Below are 14,769 nucleotides of genomic sequence, written 5' to 3'. Positions count from 1 at the left end.
ATGAAGAAAGCCGTCGTCATTGGCGCGGGATTTGGCGGACTCGCGCTCGGATTACGCCTGCAATCGGCAGGTATCGCAACGACAATCGTGGAAGCGCGCGACCGGCCGGGCGGGCGGGCCTATGTCTGGAAGAAGGACGGCTATACCTTCGACGCCGGGCCGACCGTCATCACCGATCCCGATTGCCTCGCCCAGCTCTGGCGCCTCTCGGGCCATGACATGGCGCAGGACGTCACCCTGCTGCCGGTCAATCCCTTCTACCGGCTCAACTGGCCGGACGGGACGAACTTCGACTACACCAACGACGACCGGCTGCTGCATGCCGAGATCGCCAAGCTCGATCCGGCCGATGTCGCGGGCTACCAGAAATTCCTGGCCTATAGCGGCGACGTCTATCGCACCGGCTATGAAGAACTTGGCCATGTCGCTTTCCTCGACTTCAAGTCGATGCTCAAGGCCGCGCCGGACCTCGCCCAATATCAGGCCTGGCGCTCGGTCTATTCGATCGTCTCGAGCTTCGTGCGCAACGAGAAGCTGCGGCAAGCGCTGAGCTTCCATACGCTGCTGGTCGGCGGCAATCCCTTCTCGACCAGCGCGCTCTATGCGCTGATCCACAAGCTGGAGAAGCAGGGCGGCGTGTGGTTCGCCAAGGGCGGGACCAATGCATTGGTCTCCGGCATGGTCACGCATTTCGAGCGGCTGGGCGGCACCCTGCATCTGGGCGATCCGGTGAAGGCGATCGAGACGGTCGGCAACCGGGTGACGGGCGTGGCGACGCGGGCCGGCATCCGGTTCGAGGCCGATGCGGTCGCCAGCAATGCTGACCTGATGCACAGCTATCGCGATCTGCTCGAAGGGCATGCACGCGGACCGCGCATGGCGCACAAGCTGGCGAAGAAGCGCTGGAGCCCCAGCCTTTTCCTTGTCCATTTCGGGATCGAGGGGACATGGCCGGGCATTCCCCATCACATGATCCTGTTCGGCCCGCGCTACAAGGAACTGCTCACCGACATCTACGAGCATGGCGTGCTGGCCGAGGACTTCTCGCTCTATCTGCATCACCCGACCGTGACCGACCCGGACATGGCGCCGCCCGGCCACTCGACCTTCTATGCGCTCGCCCCGGTCCCGCACATGGGCAAGTTGCCGGTCGACTGGGATCAGGTCGGCAAGATCATGGAGAACCGTATCCTCGACGAGATCGAGCGGCGGCTGATCCCCGACATACGATCGCGCATCAAGGTGAAGTTCTCCTATGCGCCGCCGGATTTCGAGGCCGATCTCAACGCGCATATGGGCAGCGCCTTCAGCCTGGAGCCGCTGCTGACGCAAAGCGCCTGGTTCCGCGCGCATAATCGCGACGACGTCCTCTCCAATCTCTATTTTACCGGCGCGGGCACGCATCCGGGCGCGGGCATTCCCGGCGTCGTCGGATCGGCGCGCGCGACCGCCAGTTTGATGCTGGAGGATCTGGCATGACGACATTCAAGCGCCTCGCCGTCTATTGCGGCTCGGCCACCCCCGCCGATCCGATCTACATGGAAACCGCCCGGCTGGTCGGCACGGAGCTGGCGACGCGCGGCATCACGGTCGTCTATGGCGGCGGCAAGGTCGGCCTTATGGGCATGATCGCGGACAGCGCGCTGGCGGCGGGCGGTGAAGTCATCGGCATCATTCCCGAGGCGCTGGTCGATGCCGAGGTGGCGCATCGCGGGCTCACGGAGCTGCACGTCGTACCGGATATGCACAGCCGCAAGGCGCTGTTCACGACCTTGTCCGACGGGTTCGTGACCCTGCCCGGCGGCGTCGGCACGATGGACGAATTATGGGAAGCGGTGAGCTGGGCGCAGCTCGGCTATCACCAGAAGCCGGTGGGGCTGCTGAATGCGGGTGGCTTCTACGATCAGCTGATCGGCTTCAATCGGCATATGATCGAGGTCGGTTTCATCCGGCCGGCGCATGCGGGCATCCTCGTGGCGCGCGATACGCTGGACGGGCTGCTCGATGCGATGGCCGCCTATGAGCCGCACGAGACGATCTTCGCGATGAAGGTGGGCCGGCTTTGACGCCACTCCACCTCGTCACCCTGAACTTGTTTCAGGGTCCATTTTGCCGCCGCGACCTGATTGGTCAGAGGGGAATGGATGCTGAAACGAGTTCAGCATGACGGTGTTGGCCAGGATGGCGCCGTGAGAGAGGCCCTCGTCCTCCACGCCCGCGACAGCATATCGCGCGGCTCCAAGAGCTTCCGCACGGCTTCGCGCCTGTTCGACCGGGAGACGCGCGAGCGGGCGTGGCTGCTCTATGGCTGGTGCCGCGCCGCAGACGACATTGCCGATGGGCAGGATCATGGCGGCGTCATGCAAGCGACGGACGATCCGCAGGCGCGGCTGGCGGACATCCGGACCCGCACGGCGCGGGGGCTGAGCGGCGCGGCGGGGCTCGACGATCCGGCCTTTGCGGGGCTGGGCGTGGTCGCGGCGGAATGCGCGATCCCGCAGCGCTACATGGACGATCTGATCGAGGGTTTCGCGCTCGATGCGGCGGGCTGGCGGCCGCAGAACGAAAATGATCTGCTACGCTATTGCTATCATGTCGCGGGCGCGGTCGGCTGCATGATGGCGATCGTGATGGGTGTCGCGCCGGACGACGAGGAAACGCTGACGCGGGCTTGCGACCTCGGCCTTGCCTTCCAGCTCGCCAATATCGCGCGGGACATAGCGGAAGATGCCTCGGCAGGGCGCTGCTATCTGCCGGCCGACTGGCTTGCACAGGCACAGGTGGATGCGGCCGACCCGCTGGCGCCGTCGAGCCGCGCGGCACTGGCGGGCCTCGCCCGGCGCGTGGCGGAACTGGCCGGGCGCTATGAGCAGAGCGCACGGCGCGGGACGCCCGCCCTCGCCTTTCGTTCAGCCTGGGCCGTGCTTTCGGCGGCCGGCATCTACGGCGAGATTGCGCGGCATGTCGCGGCCGACCCGGCGGCGTCGCTGGAGCAGCGCGTGTTCACCTCCAAGGGGGAGAAGCTGGGCTGGATGCTGCGCGCGGCCGGGCAATCGGCGCGGCGGGACGCGCTCTATCCGCCCGTGCCGCGCGATCCGGCGCTCTGGCAAAGACCGGCGTAAGAGTCCGCCCCTGCGAACGCAGGAGCCCAGGACGGTGCAGCATGAAATGCCCTGGGCTCCGCGCGTCGCAGGAGCGGTGGCGGGGGGCCATGAAGGCCTTACCCGCCGACATCGTCAGAAGCGGAAACCGACGCCGACCACGACATTGTCGCGATTGACGCCGCCGGTGATCGTCGCATTGCCGTTCTTGATGGCGTAGTCTGAATAATCCGTGTGGACATATTCAAGCTTCGCATAGAGGTTCGACATGACGTCCAGCTGAACGCCGGCGCCGAGATGATAGCCATCCGTCTCGTCCGAGAGGCCGAAGCTGTTGGCCGGGGTCACATGGTCGATATAGTCGAGCTTCACCTGGCCGTTGGAATAGCCGCCCTTGGCATAGAGCAGGACGCGCGGCGTGACCTTCGCGCCGATGCGGGCGCCGAGACTGATGTTGCGGCCGGCCTTCGCGCAGGTCTCGACCTCGGTGAAGACCTCGGCGCATTCCTTGGTCGAGGCGCCTTCGATGCCCGCATAGGCGCCAAGCGTGAAGCCGCCGAGATCATGATCGTAGCCGATCTCGCCGCCATAGACGATGCCGTCGTCCTTCTCGCGCGTGGTGGCGCCGCTGACGCCGACATCCGTGCGCTGATGGGTCGAGATATGATCCCAACCGGCATGAATATCTGCGCGAAAGCCGTTCTGGGCCTGGGCTGCGCTCGAGAACGTCAGGATGGTGGCAGCGAGCAGGGCTGCCTGGGTGGTCTTCGTCACGCTTTACTCCGTCACATTTTTGGTGCGTGCCCTAACCCACCGATCCTGTGACGGAGCCCTTTCCGAAAAGCCGTGATCTGCTTAGCCCCTCCCCTGAAAGAGAGGGATCATCAGGTCGGTCATGCCCCCGGCATGACCTAAACAGCACGGGGTGCTGTTTACCTGATGATGGGTGGGTGTCGCGAAGCGATCTGCAACGTCCAGCCCCACCCCAACCCCTCGCCTGAAGGGGCGGGGCTATTTTGTGGTTATTCGCCCGATGCGACGCAGCGCCAGGCGGTGACGGCATTGGCGTCGCCCGCGCCTTCCTTACGCGCGACCTGCGGCCAGACGCAGACTGGGCGTGTCATGCCGCCTTCGGTGCGCGTCGCGACCAGCGTGGCCGGCGCCTGTCCCTTGTCGACCCATGTATCGAGCGCGGCGAGCCAGTCGACCGCGTCGGCGCCCGGACCGCCACGACAATGCTCGACACCGGACAGCATGTAGGTGCGCAGGCTCGCGGCGGCGGCCTTCGCATCGGACTTGGCGACTCCCTTGGCATAATCGAGCGTGCCGACCGGGCTTGGGCCAGGATCGGACTCGCCATGCCAGAGGATGAGCTTGCCGCCGCGCGCGAAGAAAGCGGCGAGATCGGGGTTCGTCGCTTCATAGGCCTTGGCGAAGGCGCTGGACCGCGCTTCCGGCACGTCCTTCTGCGCATCGAGCTTGCCGAAATCGACGGCGCGGTCACCGAAGAGCCGCTTGGAGAGGCCGATCATGCCGCCGCCATTGGCCTGCGTGTTGCCGGTGCCGGCCGTGTTGATGAAGCGGCTCCAGCCGAGTTCGCCGCCCTTCATGAGCGGGAATTGCGCCCAGCTGCCGTCGCGCGTGCGGATGCCGGCATACATGGTCTTCACCGCCGCGACCTGCGCGGCGGAGAGGCAAGTATCGCCCGACTGGCCGGGCTTGCACTGGAGCACCGACGGGTTCCACGCGCAGGCGCGCGGCTGCGCGATCACGCCGTCCGTCGCGCCATCCTTCGCATCGCAGGCCTTGAGCACATTGTCGTTGACCAGCTTCAGCAGCGCCGGCGTGAAGGCGCCTTTCGCGAAGCCGTTGTTGCGCAGGATCGCGCTCGACTGGACTTGCAGCGAATAGACCGGCGCGCCCGCGATGATGCCGTCATAATCCTGGGGGAAACGCTGCGCCTCCATCAGCGCCATGCGGCCGCCGGTCGAGCAGCCCTGGAAATAGGCGCGGTCCTGCGCGCGGCCATAATGGTTGCGGATCAGCGCCTTGCCGGCGACAGTCATGCTGTTGATCGCACGATAGGCGAAATCGGTGACGGCCTCGTCGCCGCCCACCCAGCTATTGTCCCACGGCTCGGTGGAGGGATGGCCGCCATCGGTCTGCGCCGTCGCATAACCGCGCTTGAGGCCGTCCGTGGCGGCGAGCAGCGTCACATTGCCCGCCCAGCCGCCGCCACCGATGCCGAGCAGCTTGCCGTTCCAGTTGGCGGGCAGGCGATAGACGACGCCGATCGACGAGCCGGAGACAGGCGAGAGCGTGCCGCTGACTTCGCAATAGGCCGGGAGACCGGCGGCCGCATCCGCCTCGACCCAGCGGGCGCTGGCATTTGCCGCGCCGAAGGCCGCAGCGTCACCAGCCGAGGCGCAGCGCGCCACATCCGCGGGCTGGGCGGCGACCGGGGCCGCTGCAATGCCCGCAACAAATACCGACGCCAGCAATGCCGCGATCCGCGCCTTGTGCATATCTCTCTCCCGACTCTGATCCTTGATCTTGTCCCGTTGCTTAGCCTGCTAAGGGGGGTAGCGGGAAGAGCGGCTATTGCGGGCCGAGCAGCTTCAGCGCGCGGGCGCGAACGCGCGGCAAGGCGGCTTCGTGAACCGCCGGAACCCCGCAGAGCAGGCCGATCACCGACGGATCGGGCTTATTGTAGACGATCGGATCGCCGAGCGCGTCGGTGATCGTGGCACCGGCTTCCTGCGTGATGATATCGGCTGCGGCGAGATCCCATTCGCCGCTGAGGCGGAGGCCCGCGACCAGATCAGCCTCGTTCGCCGCGATCATCGCCATGCGCAGCGCAATGCCGTTGGGTTTGGGCACGACGGTGTAGTCCATGTCGATGCCGCGCAAATTGTCGAGCGGGACGCGCGCGCCGGACAGCGTGGCCTGCGCCCCGACCGCCAGCCGCACGCCGTTGCGATAGGCGCCGCCGCCCCGCACTGCCCACCAGCGCTCGTCGCGCGCCGGGGCGATCAGCACGCCCGCCTGCACGGCGCCATCCTCGACCAGTGCCACGGACACCGCCCAGCCCGTCCGCCCGCGCACGAAATCGCGCGTGCCGTCGATCGGATCGACCACCCAGGCGAAGCGCGCGTCACTGCGCCCCGGCGTCTCGGCGCTTTCCTCGGAGAGCCAGGCGGCCTCGGGCAGCAGCGCGCCCAGGCGCTCGCGCAGCATCGCGTCGCACGCAAGGTCCGCCTCGCTCACCGGCTGGCCGGGTGTCTTGTCCCAGTGGCTGTCGCTCAGGCGGCCTTCCGCCCATTGCTCCATCGCGCGGGCGCCGGCCGCATCGGCGGCGACCAGTATCTCATCGAGCAGGCGATCACTCGCCGGCAAGAGTCATCCCGTCGATGCGCAGAGTCGGCACGTTGATCGTATAGCGGAACTGGAGATCGTCCGCTGCGATCAGATTGGCGAACATGTCCTTCAGATTGCCGGCGATCGTCACTTCGGCAACCGCGTGCGAGACCGAGCCGTTCTCGATGAGAAAGCCGGACGCGCCGCGGCTATAGTCACCCGTCACCGGATTGACGCCGTGGCCGATCAGCTCGGTCACATAGAGGCCGCGCTTGACGTCGCTCATCAGCTCGCGCGGCGTTGCCGTGCCGCCTTCGAGATGGACATTGGTGGCGCCGACGCTCGGCGCGCCGCCGCCGCGCGTGGCATGGCCGGTCGGCGCGAGGCCGAGCTGGCGGGCCGAAGCGCTGTCCATCAGCCAGTCGACCAGCACGCCATCATCGATGAGGCGCATCATCGCGGTCGGCAGGCCCTCGCCATCGAACGGGCGCGAGCGAAGGCCGCGCGGACGGAGCGGATCGTCGACGACATGCAGGCCGGCGGGCAGCACGCGCTCGCCCTTCCTGTCGAGCAGGAAGCTCGCCTTGCGCGTGACCGAGGGGCCGGCCATGGCACCGAGCAGATGGCCGATGAAGCTGTTGCCGACGCGCGGATCGAAGATGATCGGCATCGGCCCGCTGGGAATGCGGCTCGGGTTCAACCGCGCGACGGCGCGCGATCCGGCGCGGGCACCGACCGAGTCCGGCGCTTCGAGATCATGCAGATGGCGCGTGCTGTGCGTGGCATAGTCGCGCTGCATTCCCGCGCCCTCGCCCGCGACGACGCTGGCCCAGAGCGAATGGCTGGTGCCGGCATAGCCGCCGGTGAAGCCGTGGCTCGTCGCCAGCGCGACCTGCGCGCGGCCGAAGCTGGCGCCGCCGCCTTCGCTGTTCGTCACGCCGGTGACAGCGCGCGCGGAGTCCTCGGCTTCCAGCGCACGGGCGCGCAGAGACGCCGGATCGGGCTCGGCCGCATCCTCGATGTCGAGGTTCGGCGCCTTCTTGCGCATGAGGCGGTCTTCCGGCGCGAGACCGGCATAGGCATCTTCCGGCGCTTCCTTCGCCATGGCGATGACGCGCTCGACCAGGGTCTCCAGCGTGCGCGGTGCGAGATCGGACGAGGACACCGTCGCGGAGCGCTGGCCGACGAAGACGCGCAGGCCGACATGCTCGGACTCCGAGCGCTCCACATCCTCCAGCTCGCCGAGGCGGACCGTCACGCCCGACGAGGCATCGCAGCCATAGACCGCATCGGCCGCATCGGCACCTGCCTTGCGCGCGGCGGCGGCGAGGGACTGAGCGCGATCGAGAGCTTCGTTGAGGCTGAGCATAAGGCGGCAATCCGGGGAGTCGTGCGAGAAGGCCGCGATGTAGCGATGGCGAGGCGCGGGCGCAATGCGCAGGCCGCCGAAGCGATCAGACAGGCGGTGCGACAGCCAGATGCGGCAACGCCCACCCGAAATGGTAAGCGAGCAGACGCAGCGTGAAGCAGGCGACCCCGGCGGCAACGGCCGTCATGCGCGCAGGCCAGCCCGCCAATCGGCCCATCACGACGATCAGCGCCGCGAGGCAGGCGGCGCTCGCATAGACATCCGTATGCAGAACGCGCGGCACACGATTGATGATGATGTCGCGGATCATACCGCCGCCGACGCCGCTCACCGTGCCGAGGAAGACGGCGGGCAGGGCATGAATACCGCGATCCAGCGCCTTCTCCGTGCCCGCGATCGCCGAAAGCGCGAGGCCGGCAGCGTCAAGCGCGACGACGAGCGACGCCGGCACATGCAGGAACAGCGCATGACCGGTCCACACCAGCAGGGCGGCCGCGATCACGATGACGGCATAGTGCCAGTCCCGCACGGCCGCAGGCGGCAGCGCATTGGTCAGAACATCGCGGATGAGGCCGCCGCCGAGCGCCGAAACGAAGCAGACGACGAGAACGCCGACCGGATCGAGCCCCACGGCGATGCCGACCAGCCCGCCCTCGAGCGCGAACAGCAAGGTTGCGGAGAGATCGGCGACGCGCGTGATGCGCGCGGTGATGGGTGTTGCCGCTGCGCCCTGATCATCTCGTTCGCCAACCGTCATGAGATTGTCTCCGGGCGCGCCGTCGCGGGGCGGAGTCTGCCCCTCGATACGCCGCTCCGCAAGGGGCTGAACTTCTTGTCGCAAGCTGCGTTTCGTTCCCGCGAACCAGTTCACGGGAGGCCTCGGCCATGAACAAGCTCTTCACGAAGATCGCCGGCAAGATCGCCGCGCTCGCCGGCAAGCCGATTACTTTCATCTTGGCGCTGGCCTGCGTGGCCGTCTGGGCAGTGACCGGACCGATGTTCGGCTTCTCGGAAGTCTGGCAGCTCGTCATCAATACGGGCACGACGATCATCACCTTCCTGATGGTCTTCCTCGTCCAGAACACGCAGAACCGCGATGCCTCCGCCATGCAGGCCAAGATGGACGAGCTGTTGCGCGCCGTGGCGCGGGCGCGGGAAGAGTTTATCGGCATCGAGCATCTGACCGATGTGGAGATCGAGAAGATCCGCGCCAGGCTGGAGAAGGAGGGCGGGCGCGGCAGCGGCAAGGCGCCCTCGCACGAGGCGGTCGGCCGGCTGCTCTCGCGGCGCTAGGGATGGCTGACGACCCGCTCATCGACCGCCTGCCGCAGGATGTGGAGCAAGCGGTGACGGCTCTGCTGCAGCACGCTTGCACGCGCAGCCTTGCGCTCGCGACGGCGGAAAGCTGCACTGGCGGCCTGCTCGCGTCGCTGCTGACCGACGTGGAAGGGTGCAGCCACGCCTTCGAGCGCGGATTCGTGGCCTATAGCGAGGAAGCGAAGAGCGGAATGCTGGGGATCGACCGTCACCTGATCGACGCGGAGGGTGCCGTCAGCAAAACCGTTGCGCTGGCCATGGCGAATGGCGCGCTCACCCATAGCCGGGCCGATGTCGCGATGGCCATCACCGGATTCGCGGGACCGGCCGGGCCTGACGACGAACCCGGCCTCGTCCATTTCGCCTGCGCGCGGCGAGGCAGGGCGGCTGCGCATCGTGAGGCGCATTTCGGGAAGATCGGGCGTGGCGCCGTCCGCGTGGCAGCCGTCCGCGTGGCCCTCGCCATGATGGGCGAAGCGCTCGACTGACACCGGCTGAACCACTCATCTCATGAGAATCGTTCGCAGGGAACCGTTGGACCGTCCGACCGCTTCTATGATCAACCCCAACACCGGAGCACCAGCCCATGGCCACCGAAACCTACACCGATGCGATTGCGCTGCTGAAGGCCGACCACCGCAGGGTCGAGGGCCTGTTCGAGCAGTTCGAGAAGGCGACTTCCGCGAGCAGGAAGCAAAGCCTCGCGCATGAAATCTGCACCGAGCTCAAGATCCACACGATGATCGAGGAAGAGATCTTCTACCCCGCCTTCAAGGGCAAGATCGAGCAGGACACGCTGGACGAGGCCTATGTCGAGCACGACGGCGCCAAGGTGCTGATCAACGACATCGAGGCCGGATCGCCTGCGGACGACTATTACGACGCCAAGGTCCATGTCCTCTCCGAGGAGATCAAGCATCATGTGAAGGAGGAGGAAGCCCCCTCCGAAGGCATGTTCGCCCAATGCCGCAAGACCGATGTCGACCTCGTCGCGCTGCGCGACCTCATGCTCGCGCGCAAGGAAGAGCTGATGGCACTGGCCAAGAGCGAAGGCCTGCCGGTCGCCAAGCCGACGGCGGTGCATCTCGTCGCGGCCTGACCCTTTTCGCCGGCCCGTCTAGGACCGGCAACACGGGGCGCTTCCATCGCGGAGGCGCCCCTTGCTTTTGTTCGCGACGCGGGACGTCGGTAGCACAAGTCAACTTGCCATCGCTGCGCGAAATGCTTCACAAAGCATTCGGCCTTCAGCGCCGGAGAGAGGAAGCAGCATGGCATTTGCGGGAGAGGTTGCGCTCGTCACGGGCGCCGGCAAAGGCTTTGGCCGCGCGATCGCGCTGGCGCTGGCGACGGAGGGATCGGCCGTCGCGCTGGTCGCCCGCACGCTGGCCGATGTCGAGGCGGTTGCTGACGAGATCCGCGCGGCGGGTGGCACCGCGCTGCCGATCGCGGCGGACGTGACGCAGGAGGCCGATGTCGAGCGTTCGATCCGCGAGACGCAGGGCGCGCTTGGCCCCATCACCCAGTTCGTCAACAATGCCGGCGTCGGCTGGCCCTATGGCCCGGTCGGCGGGATGGACGTGGCGCGCTGGTGGGAAGCACAGCATCTGCACCAGCTCGCGCCGATGCTCTATCTCTCGCGGCTGCTGCCGGCGATGAGCGCGGCGGGCAAGGGGCGCGCGGTGATCGTCTCGGCCAAGGCCAGTCATCTCTCCGTGCAGAGCATGTCCGCCTATATCACCGGCAAGACCGCGCAGGTGCGCATCGTCAATGTCGCGGCGCTGGAGATCGCGCCCGCCGGCCTCGCCATCTTCGCGATCGATCCCGGCTTCGTCGTCACCAGCCTCGCCCGCGAGACGCTGACCTCGCCGGAGGCGCAGGCGCATCTGCCCGACATGGTGCGGCGTCTGGGCGAGGTGGCGGAGAATGACTTTTCGCCGCAGCTCGCGGCCTGCGGGCAGCGCGTCGTCGATCTGATGAGCGGGCGCTACGATGCGCTCAATGGCTGCTATTTCGAGATGCAGGATGATCTCGACGCGGCCCTCACCGCGCTGAAGGAGCCGGTGGCATGAGCGACGATCTCGCGCAGGAAGTCGCGGCGCTGCGCCACGAGCTCGGCATGCTGCAGGACGTGGCCGCCATCCGCACGCTGCAGCACACCTATGGCTATCTCATGGAGAAGGGCCTCTATCAGGAGATCGTCGATCTCTATGCCGAGGACGGGGAGATGACCTTCTTCGGCGGCGTCTATCGCGGCAAGGAAAGCATCAAGCGCGTCTATCTGAACCGCATCCGCACCCGCTTCACCAAAGGGCGCAACGGGCCGGTGCGGGGCCTGCTCTGCGACGTCATGCAGATGCAGGACGTCGTCACCGTGGCGCCGGACCGCAAGACCGCGAAGGGCCGCTTCCGCGCGCTGCTGATGGGCGGCACGCATGCGCAGGTCGAGGATGCACCCAAGCTGCCCTATCAACAATGGTGGGAAGCCGGCGTCTACGAGAACGACTATGTGCGCGAGGACGGCGTCTGGAAGTACAAGCGGCTCGGCTATGAGCTGACCTGGATGGCGGAGTTCGACAAGGGCTGGGCCCATGCGCCGGACATGGGCGGCTATCGGGTGGAGAAGCTCTATCCCGAGGATCCGAATGGCCCGGATACGATCGCGCAGACGCGCTACCCGCCCTGGCCCGAGACCTGGCTGCTGCCGTTCCATTATGCGCATCCGGTGACGGGTGAGGAGATCGTGCCGGAGGGGGAATGAACTGCTCCCTCTCCCCAAGGGGAGAGGGAACTTGAAAGGAATCATCATGCGCACCGAACAGGAACTCGCGAACATACGCCTCGTCGAGCGGGTCTATGAGGAAGTGCTGGGGCCGATCGACAGCGGGGCTGTCGATGGCCTGTTCGACCCCGGCTATATCCAGCACAATCCGAGCATCGAAACGGGCGCCGCCTCGCTCAAGGCCATGCTCGACCGCGCGAAGGCGAAATATCCGGACGCCGTCCACATCGTGAAGCGCATCCTGGCGGACGGCGACCTCGTCGCGGCGCATGTCCATATCATCTTCGAGCCGGGCACGGCCGGCGTCGCGGCGGTGGACATCTTCCGCATCGAGAATGGCCGCATCGCCGAGCATTGGGATGTCAATCAGCCGGTGAGCACGGTGCCGAACAACAGCAACACGATGTTTTGACCTCACTTAGCCCCTCCCTTTCAAAGGAGGGGTTTGGGGGTGGGTGACACGCGAAGCGTGTTCCTGAAATTTAAGTTTTCGCAGATGTCGCTGCGCATCGCCCCACCCCTTCCCCCTCCCCTTCATGGGAGGGGCTTGTCGAGTTGTCCCCAAACCCGCATCCCACCGTTGATCGCGCCGAAATCAAGCCCATATCGCATCTTCCCCACAGAAATTTAGCTGTGGATGATGCCGCATGCCCGCTAGACTTTGTGGTAAATCGGCGTAGCATGCCCCTTCATCTTGCAACGTTCGCGCATTGTTCCCGGAGTGTCGACCCCATGCCTCTTCTCCAAGCCTCCAAGGTCTACAAGCCCTTCGAATATCCCTGGGCCTATGACTTCTGGAAGCGCCAGCAGCAGCTCCACTGGCTGCCCGAGGAAGTGCCTCTGGGCGAGGATTGCCGCGACTGGGCGCAGAAGCTCTCGGATCATGAGCGCAACCTGCTGACGCAGATCTTCCGCTTCTTCACGCAGGCGGACGTGGAAGTGCAGGATTGCTATCACGAGAAATATGGCCGCGTGTTCAAGCCGACCGAGATCAAGATGATGCTCACCGCCTTCTCCAACATGGAGACGGTGCATATCGCGGCCTACTCGCACCTGCTCGACACGATCGGCATGCCCGAGAGCGAATATAGCGCCTTCATGCAGTACAAGGAGATGAAGGACAAACACGACTATCTCCAGCAGTTCGGCGTGGACAGCGACGAGGACATCGCGCGCACGCTCGCCATGTTCGGCGGCTTCACGGAAGGGCTCCAGCTCTTCGCATCGTTCGCGATGCTGATGAACTTCCCGCGCTTCAACAAGATGAAGGGCATGGGCCAGATCGTCACCTGGTCCGTTCGCGACGAAAGCCTGCATTGCGAAGGCATCGTCAAGCTGTTCCATGCCTTCTGCGCCGAGCGCAATTGCCTGACGCCCGCCGTCAAGGACGACATCATGGACATGTGCCAGAAGACGGTGCGCATCGAGGATGCGTTCATCGATCTCGTCTTCGAGATGGGGCCGGTGCCCGGCATGACGCCCAAGGACATCAAGCGCTATGTGCGCTACATCGCGGACTGGCGCCTCGGCCAGCTCGGCCTCAAGCCCATCTACATGATCGAGGATCACCCGCTCCCCTGGCTCACCCCGCTGCTCAACGGCGTAGAGCATGCCAACTTCTTCGAGACCCGCGCGACCGAATATTCCAAGGGCGCGACCCGCGGCCAGTGGAACGAGGTCTGGGACAGCTTCGACCGCCGCAAGAAACTGCGCGCGAACGACGGCATGGGCGAGGAGCCCAAGGACGGCGGCGACGACGGGGATATGTTCTCGAAGGCGGGGATCGCGGCGGAGTAAATGACAACTCATTTCAAGAATGACTGCCCGCATTGTCGAACCAGAGGGGCAGGATTTGTTGTTGTTTACCAGTGGCCTTTTAGAAATCACTCGTCTTTTGCAAATTTTTTGGCCATTTGCGGCGTTTGCAATAACGGTGTAGTTGTATTATCAAATTCTATTGCACCAAATCACCCATCTCTTCTTCAAGGAATGAACAACTATCCTGGAACAATTTGCACGATAGTGAAGATGTGGCCGGATTATAGCCCCGAAGCACCAGCAGGCGTTCCTGAGAATGTAACAGGCTTTTATTTGCAAGGTCTGGAGAATTTACACCACCAGAGATGGGATGCTGCGGGTGCAATGTTTCGAAAAACACTCGACACCGCGACAAAAACTATTGCACCCGACCTCAAATCAATCTCGCTTTTTGCAAGAATTAATAAATTGGTAGAACAGGGACTGCTGACGCCAGCGATGGGTGATTGGTCTCACGAAATTCGATTAGATGGTAACGATGCAGTTCACGATGAAGAACCCGAAACCGAAAGCGACGCAAAAAAGAGCCAGAAGTTCACTGAAGCGTTCCTAAACTACACTTTCACGCTACCTGCCATGGTCGCTGATAGTAGAGCGGACCGTCAGCAGTAAAATTTCTCTTTTAGAGATTTAATCTGCATCTGATTCAATCTTGGGAACGGACACTAGGTTTCGCTCCTTATCTATTGAACGAAAAAAACGCTCGCCCCCCCCTAATTCTCCCCCGGCTCCAATCCCCTCATCAGCGCATCATGATGCGGCCCAAGCGGGCTTGGCGGGGCGTTGTGGTTTTCGGAATCGACCGGATCGGGGTGGGCGACGTCGCTGAGGGGCACGCCGTCCACTTCGTGCGTCGGAACCAGAGTCTTGTCGTCGTCCGATGCGGTCTTGCCCCGATCGACGAGCTGGTGCCAGGCGTCGTTGCCCGCCGCGTCGCGATAGCCCTTGGCCAGCGCCTGCTTCTCGTCCCTCTCCTGCTCCGTCACGGCGCGTCTCCTCGATACGTTTCTTTCACAACGTAGGGGCGC

17 protein-coding genes are annotated in these 14,769 nt (G+C 65.1%); 11 read left to right on the top strand and 6 right to left on the bottom strand.

Going from position 1 to position 14,769, the window contains the following annotated elements; genetic code table 11:
• The 3 genes from KM135_RS00430 to KM135_RS00420 all read left to right on the top strand — a co-directional run bounded on the left by KM135_RS00430 (position 1) and on the right by KM135_RS00420 (position 3,122).
• Complete coding sequence (locus KM135_RS00430; protein ID WP_221711933.1) at positions 1 to 1,479, top strand: phytoene desaturase; 1,479 nt, start codon at positions 1 to 3, stop codon at positions 1,477 to 1,479.
• On the top strand, positions 1,476 to 2,066 hold the full coding sequence (locus KM135_RS00425) for an LOG family protein (protein WP_221711932.1): 591 nt from the start codon (positions 1,476 to 1,478) through the stop codon (positions 2,064 to 2,066). Before KM135_RS00430 ends, KM135_RS00425 begins: the two co-directional genes overlap by 4 nt.
• Before the next feature lie 78 nt (positions 2,067 to 2,144).
• Complete coding sequence (locus tag KM135_RS00420) at positions 2,145 to 3,122, top strand: phytoene/squalene synthase family protein (protein WP_221711931.1); 978 nt, start codon at positions 2,145 to 2,147, stop codon at positions 3,120 to 3,122.
• A gap of 114 nt (positions 3,123 to 3,236) precedes the next feature.
• Here the strand turns inward: KM135_RS00420 and KM135_RS00415 are convergent, their stop codons facing one another.
• From KM135_RS00415 to KM135_RS00395, 5 genes are all read right to left on the bottom strand, one after another.
• Positions 3,237 to 3,875, bottom strand: a complete 639-nt coding sequence (locus KM135_RS00415) for an outer membrane protein (RefSeq protein WP_221711930.1) — start codon at positions 3,873 to 3,875, stop codon at positions 3,237 to 3,239.
• Between the two features lie 248 nt (positions 3,876 to 4,123).
• Complete coding sequence (locus KM135_RS00410) at positions 4,124 to 5,626, bottom strand: tannase/feruloyl esterase family alpha/beta hydrolase (RefSeq protein ID WP_221711929.1); 1,503 nt, start codon at positions 5,624 to 5,626, stop codon at positions 4,124 to 4,126.
• Positions 5,627 to 5,699: 73 nt separating this feature from the next.
• A complete protein-coding gene (locus KM135_RS00405; RefSeq protein WP_221711928.1) occupies positions 5,700 to 6,497 on the bottom strand; it encodes an inositol monophosphatase family protein in 798 nt (265 codons plus the stop codon).
• On the bottom strand, positions 6,484 to 7,827 hold the full coding sequence (locus tag KM135_RS00400) for a TldD/PmbA family protein (RefSeq protein ID WP_221711927.1): 1,344 nt from the start codon (positions 7,825 to 7,827) through the stop codon (positions 6,484 to 6,486). Before KM135_RS00400 ends, KM135_RS00405 begins: the two co-directional genes overlap by 14 nt.
• 85 nt (positions 7,828 to 7,912) lie before the next feature.
• Complete coding sequence (locus tag KM135_RS00395; protein WP_221711926.1) at positions 7,913 to 8,584, bottom strand: trimeric intracellular cation channel family protein; 672 nt, start codon at positions 8,582 to 8,584, stop codon at positions 7,913 to 7,915.
• A 128-nt stretch (positions 8,585 to 8,712) separates the two neighbouring features.
• Here KM135_RS00395 and KM135_RS00390 point away from each other — a divergent pair, with 128 nt between their 5' ends.
• From KM135_RS00390 to KM135_RS00355, 8 genes are all read left to right on the top strand, one after another.
• Positions 8,713 to 9,120: a low affinity iron permease family protein gene (locus KM135_RS00390; protein WP_221711925.1), complete on the top strand. Its 408-nt coding sequence runs from the start codon at positions 8,713 to 8,715 to the stop codon at positions 9,118 to 9,120.
• Positions 9,121 to 9,122: 2 nt separating this feature from the next.
• The gene (locus KM135_RS00385; protein ID WP_221711924.1) at positions 9,123 to 9,632 is read left to right on the top strand and encodes a CinA family protein; all 510 of its coding nucleotides are present in this window, start codon (positions 9,123 to 9,125) and stop codon (positions 9,630 to 9,632) included.
• Positions 9,633 to 9,730: 98 nt separating this feature from the next.
• Positions 9,731 to 10,243, top strand: coding sequence for a hemerythrin domain-containing protein (locus KM135_RS00380; protein ID WP_221711923.1), 513 nt, complete (start codon positions 9,731 to 9,733; stop codon positions 10,241 to 10,243).
• Positions 10,244 to 10,412: 169 nt separating this feature from the next.
• Entirely contained in the window at positions 10,413 to 11,213 is an 801-nt protein-coding gene (locus KM135_RS00375) for an SDR family NAD(P)-dependent oxidoreductase (RefSeq protein WP_221711922.1), read from the top strand.
• Positions 11,210 to 11,902, top strand: a complete 693-nt coding sequence (locus KM135_RS00370; RefSeq protein WP_221711921.1) for a nuclear transport factor 2 family protein — start codon at positions 11,210 to 11,212, stop codon at positions 11,900 to 11,902. The genes KM135_RS00375 and KM135_RS00370 overlap by 4 nt, the downstream gene beginning before the upstream one ends.
• A 46-nt stretch (positions 11,903 to 11,948) precedes the next feature.
• Entirely contained in the window at positions 11,949 to 12,335 is a 387-nt protein-coding gene (locus tag KM135_RS00365; RefSeq protein ID WP_221711920.1) for a nuclear transport factor 2 family protein, read from the top strand.
• 320 nt (positions 12,336 to 12,655) lie between these two features.
• Positions 12,656 to 13,720, top strand: a complete 1,065-nt coding sequence (locus tag KM135_RS00360; RefSeq protein WP_221711919.1) for a ribonucleotide-diphosphate reductase subunit beta — start codon at positions 12,656 to 12,658, stop codon at positions 13,718 to 13,720.
• Positions 13,721 to 14,353: a DUF4145 domain-containing protein gene (locus tag KM135_RS00355; protein ID WP_221711918.1), complete on the top strand. Its 633-nt coding sequence runs from the start codon at positions 13,721 to 13,723 to the stop codon at positions 14,351 to 14,353. It abuts the gene before it with no gap.
• Between the two features lie 101 nt (positions 14,354 to 14,454).
• Here the strand turns inward: KM135_RS00355 and KM135_RS00350 are convergent, their stop codons facing one another.
• Positions 14,455 to 14,727, bottom strand: coding sequence for a hypothetical protein (locus KM135_RS00350; RefSeq protein WP_221711917.1), 273 nt, complete (start codon positions 14,725 to 14,727; stop codon positions 14,455 to 14,457).
• Positions 14,728 to 14,769 lie beyond the last annotated feature (42 nt).

This window comes from Sphingobium xanthum (genome assembly GCF_019737615.1).
GTDB classification, from domain to species: domain Bacteria; phylum Pseudomonadota; class Alphaproteobacteria; order Sphingomonadales; family Sphingomonadaceae; genus Sphingobium; species Sphingobium xanthum.
This window is presented reverse-complemented; position numbering and strand designations above follow the sequence as displayed.

Coding starts and splice junctions, on each gene's coding strand:
- KM135_RS00430 (WP_221711933.1), top strand. CDS start 1: ATGAAGAAAGCCGTCGTCATTGGCGCGGGATTTGGCGGACTCGCGCTC.
- KM135_RS00425 (WP_221711932.1), top strand. CDS start 1,476: ATGACGACATTCAAGCGCCTCGCCGTCTATTGCGGCTCGGCCACCCCC.
- KM135_RS00420 (WP_221711931.1), top strand. CDS start 2,145: ATGCTGAAACGAGTTCAGCATGACGGTGTTGGCCAGGATGGCGCCGTG.
- KM135_RS00410 (WP_221711929.1), bottom strand. CDS start 5,626: ATGCACAAGGCGCGGATCGCGGCATTGCTGGCGTCGGTATTTGTTGCG.
- KM135_RS00400 (WP_221711927.1), bottom strand. CDS start 7,827: ATGCTCAGCCTCAACGAAGCTCTCGATCGCGCTCAGTCCCTCGCCGCC.
- KM135_RS00395 (WP_221711926.1), bottom strand. CDS start 8,584: ATGACGGTTGGCGAACGAGATGATCAGGGCGCAGCGGCAACACCCATC.
- KM135_RS00390 (WP_221711925.1), top strand. CDS start 8,713: ATGAACAAGCTCTTCACGAAGATCGCCGGCAAGATCGCCGCGCTCGCC.
- KM135_RS00385 (WP_221711924.1), top strand. CDS start 9,123: ATGGCTGACGACCCGCTCATCGACCGCCTGCCGCAGGATGTGGAGCAA.
- KM135_RS00380 (WP_221711923.1), top strand. CDS start 9,731: ATGGCCACCGAAACCTACACCGATGCGATTGCGCTGCTGAAGGCCGAC.
- KM135_RS00375 (WP_221711922.1), top strand. CDS start 10,413: ATGGCATTTGCGGGAGAGGTTGCGCTCGTCACGGGCGCCGGCAAAGGC.
- KM135_RS00370 (WP_221711921.1), top strand. CDS start 11,210: ATGAGCGACGATCTCGCGCAGGAAGTCGCGGCGCTGCGCCACGAGCTC.
- KM135_RS00365 (WP_221711920.1), top strand. CDS start 11,949: ATGCGCACCGAACAGGAACTCGCGAACATACGCCTCGTCGAGCGGGTC.
- KM135_RS00360 (WP_221711919.1), top strand. CDS start 12,656: ATGCCTCTTCTCCAAGCCTCCAAGGTCTACAAGCCCTTCGAATATCCC.
- KM135_RS00355 (WP_221711918.1), top strand. CDS start 13,721: ATGACAACTCATTTCAAGAATGACTGCCCGCATTGTCGAACCAGAGGG.